Source organism: Actinosynnema sp. (assembly GCF_052038725.1).
The window spans coordinates 1-3,066 of the sequence record NZ_JBQGCX010000557.1 but is presented as its reverse complement, the minus strand read 5'-3'; the positions used below and the strand labels follow the sequence as shown (position 1 = coordinate 3,066).

3 protein-coding genes are annotated in these 3,066 nt (G+C 75.6%); all 3 read left to right on the top strand.

The genetic code is table 11. The features are described 5' to 3' along the window. Nucleotides 1-476 (top strand): class II aldolase/adducin family protein (locus tag ACTUAL_RS11170; RefSeq protein WP_440900204.1); only part of this gene is annotated, 476 nt, incomplete at its 5' end. After that, complete coding sequence (locus tag ACTUAL_RS11165) at nt 473-1,660, top strand: acyl-CoA dehydrogenase family protein (RefSeq protein WP_440900203.1); 1,188 nt, start codon at nt 473-475, stop codon at nt 1,658-1,660. The genes ACTUAL_RS11170 and ACTUAL_RS11165, both read left to right, overlap by 4 nt. Nucleotides 1,661-1,788: 128 nt before the next feature. Continuing rightward, a partial coding sequence (locus tag ACTUAL_RS11160; RefSeq protein ID WP_440900202.1) for a DHA2 family efflux MFS transporter permease subunit occupies nt 1,789-3,066 on the top strand: 1,278 nt, incomplete at its 3' end.

The following is a 3,066-nucleotide window of genomic DNA, read 5'->3' as shown; positions in this document are numbered from 1 at the left end:
TCTACCGCGCCCGCCCGGACGTCAACGGCATCGTGCACAGCCACGCCCCGCACACCCTCGTGTTCGGCGCGACGGACCTGCCGCTGCGACCGGTCTCCCACGAGGGCGCGCACTTCGCCGACCGGCTCGGGCTGTTCACCGAGACCAGCAACACCGTGCTGGACCAGGCCACCGGCGAGGCCATCGCCAAGGCCCTGGACGGGGGTGAGGGGGTGCTGCTGCGCAACCACGGCGGGGTCGTGGTGGGCAAGAGCGTGCGGCACGCCGCCGTGTTCGCCCAGGTGCTGGAGCGCGCCTGCCGGCTCCAGCTGCTCGCCGAGCAGTCGGGCGCCCCCTACGCGTGGTCCAGCGAGACCGACGTGGCGGCCAAGCGCGACTTCGTCTACGCGGACCTGTCGGTGCGCTCGTACTGGGACTACGCGGTGCGCAGGGTCGCCAGGGCGTGGCCCGAGGCGCGCGAGTGGGGGCGGGCGTGAGCGCCACCCGGACCACCGCCCCGGACCACGCCGCCGACCGCGCGGCCGACCGCGTCGCCGACCGCACCGCCACCGCCGACCTGCTGGAGCTGGCCCGCGACCTCGCCGAGAACGAGCTCGCCCCCAGGGCCGACGACTTCGAGGCCCGCGCCGAGTTCCCCCGCGACCTGCTGCGCCTGCTCGGCCGGTCCGGTCTGCTCGGCCTGCCCTACCCCGAGGAGCACGGCGGCGGCGGCCAGCCGTACACCACCTACCTCGCCGTGCTGGAGGTGCTGGCGCGGCACTGGCTGGGCGTGGCCCAGTCGGTCAACATCCACGTCCTCTCCTGCTACCCGCTGGCCGCGCACGGCACCCCCGAGCAGCGCGAGCGCCTGCTGCCCGCCGCGCTCGGCGGCGACCTGCTCGGCGCCAACTGCATCACCGAGCCGGACGTGGGCTCCGACGTCGCCGCCATCGCCGCCACCGCCCGCCGCGACGGGGACGACTACCTGGTCACCGGGACGAAGGCGTTCACCAGCCACGCCGGGCACGCCGACTTCTACAACCTCTTCTGCCGCACCGGCGGCCCCGGACCCGCCGGCCTGTCCGTGCTGCTGGCCCCCGCCGACGCGCCCGGCCTGTCCGTCCTGGCCCCCGAGCGGAAGATGGGGGTGCGCTCCTCGCCGACCGCCACCGTCGCGCTCGACGACGCGCGGGTGCCCGCCGACCGGCTGATCGGCAGGCCGGGCAAGGGCTTTCTGGCCGCGGCCGGCCTGTTCGACCGGGGCAGGCTGGGCATCGCGGCCTGCGCGGTCGGCCTCGCCGACGCGGCCACCCGCTACGCGGTGCGCTACGCCAGGACCCGCACCCAGTTCGGGCGCCCCGTGCTGGAGTTCCAGGGCGTCGGCTTCCTGCTCGCCGACATGGACACCCAGGTCCACGCCGCGCGGGCGCTGGTGCGCGAGGCCGCCGCCGCGCTCGACGCGGGCGCGCGGCCCTCGGAGGTCACCGCCGCCGCGGCCAGGGCCAAGCTGTTCGCCACCGAGGCCGCCATGCGGGTGACCACCGACGCGGTGCAGGTGCTGGGCGCCTACGGGTACGTGCAGGACCACCCCGTGGAGCGGTGGATGCGCGAGGCGAAGCTGCTGCAGATCATCGAGGGCACGAACCAGATCCAGCGGGTGGTGATCTCCCGCTCGCTGTGACCGGCCGCAGGCGGCCACGGCCGCTTGCGGCCACCGCGCGCGCCCTGGGCGCACCCCGCCCTCTGCCAGGGTCAACTGCGCTCTGCGCACACCCGGACACGGATCGCGACATTTCAGAGGAATCCCCCATGAGTGAGAAGACCGGTGACGACGCGCGCGCCGCAACGGCGGCCACCGGACCCGAGGAGAGCGGGGGCGCGCCGCCCGCCGACCGGGTCGACGCGGCGCTGCTGCGCACGGCGGCCGTCGTCGTGCTCGGCGCGTTCACCACGCTGCTCGACACCACCATCGTCGTCGTGGCGATGGACGCCCTGGGCGCGGAGTTCGGCGCCTCCCTCGCGGCCGTGCAGTGGGTGGCGACCGCCTACCTGCTGGCGCTGACGGCGGTCATCCCGCTCACGGGGTGGGCCGCGCAGCGGTTCGGCGTCCGGCAGGTGTGGCTGCTGTCCATCGCGCTGTTCACGGCGGGGTCGCTGCTGTGCGGGCTGGCCTGGTCGCTGCCCAGCCTGGTGGTGTTCCGCGTGGTCCAGGGCCTGGGCGGCGGCATGGTGATGCCGCTCGGGCAGACGCTGCTCGCGCAGGCCGCCGGGCCCGCCCGCATGGGCCGGGTCATGTCGCTGGTCGGCATCCCCGCGCAGCTCTCGCCGATCCTCGGCCCGGTGCTCGGCGGCGTCTTCGTCGACGGTCCCGGCTGGCGCTGGATCTTCTTCCTCAACGTGCCCGTCGGCCTCGTCGCGCTCGTCCTGTCGCTGCGCGTGCTGCCCGCCACCGCCCCCGAGGGCGGCCGGTCGCTCGACGTGCTGGGCGCGGTGCTGCTGCCACCGGGCGTCGCGGCGCTGGTGCTGGGCCTGTCGCAGGTCAGCGAGAGCGGCGGCGCGCTCGGCGCGCCCGTGCTGCTGCCGTGCGCCGCAGGCCTGCTGCTGGTCGCGGGCTTCGCCGTCCACGCCCTGCGGGGCCGCGTCGAACCCGTGGTCGACCTGAGGCTGTTCTCCCGCAGGGCCTTCGCCGCCCCCGCGCTGACGATGTTCTTCTTCGGGTTCTGCTACTTCGGCCCGATGCTGCTGCTGCCGCTGTTCTTCCAGCGCGCGGACGGGCAGGACGCGCTGTCGGCCGGGCTGCTGCTGGCCCCGCAGGGCGCGGGCACCCTGGTGGCCGCGATCCTCGCGGGCTCGCTCGCCGACCGGCTCGGCCCGCGCCCGCCGATCCTGGTCGGGCTCACCACCACCCGGCTCGGCACGCTGGCGTTCACCCAGGTCGGCTCGGGGCTGGGGGAGCCGGTGCTCGTGGCCTCGCTGTTCGTGCGCGGCCTCGGCATCGGGGCCGCCGTCATCCCGATCATGGCCGCCGCGTACACCGGGCTCGACCGCGCGGCCATCCCCAGGGCCACCAGCGTCGTCAACATCGTC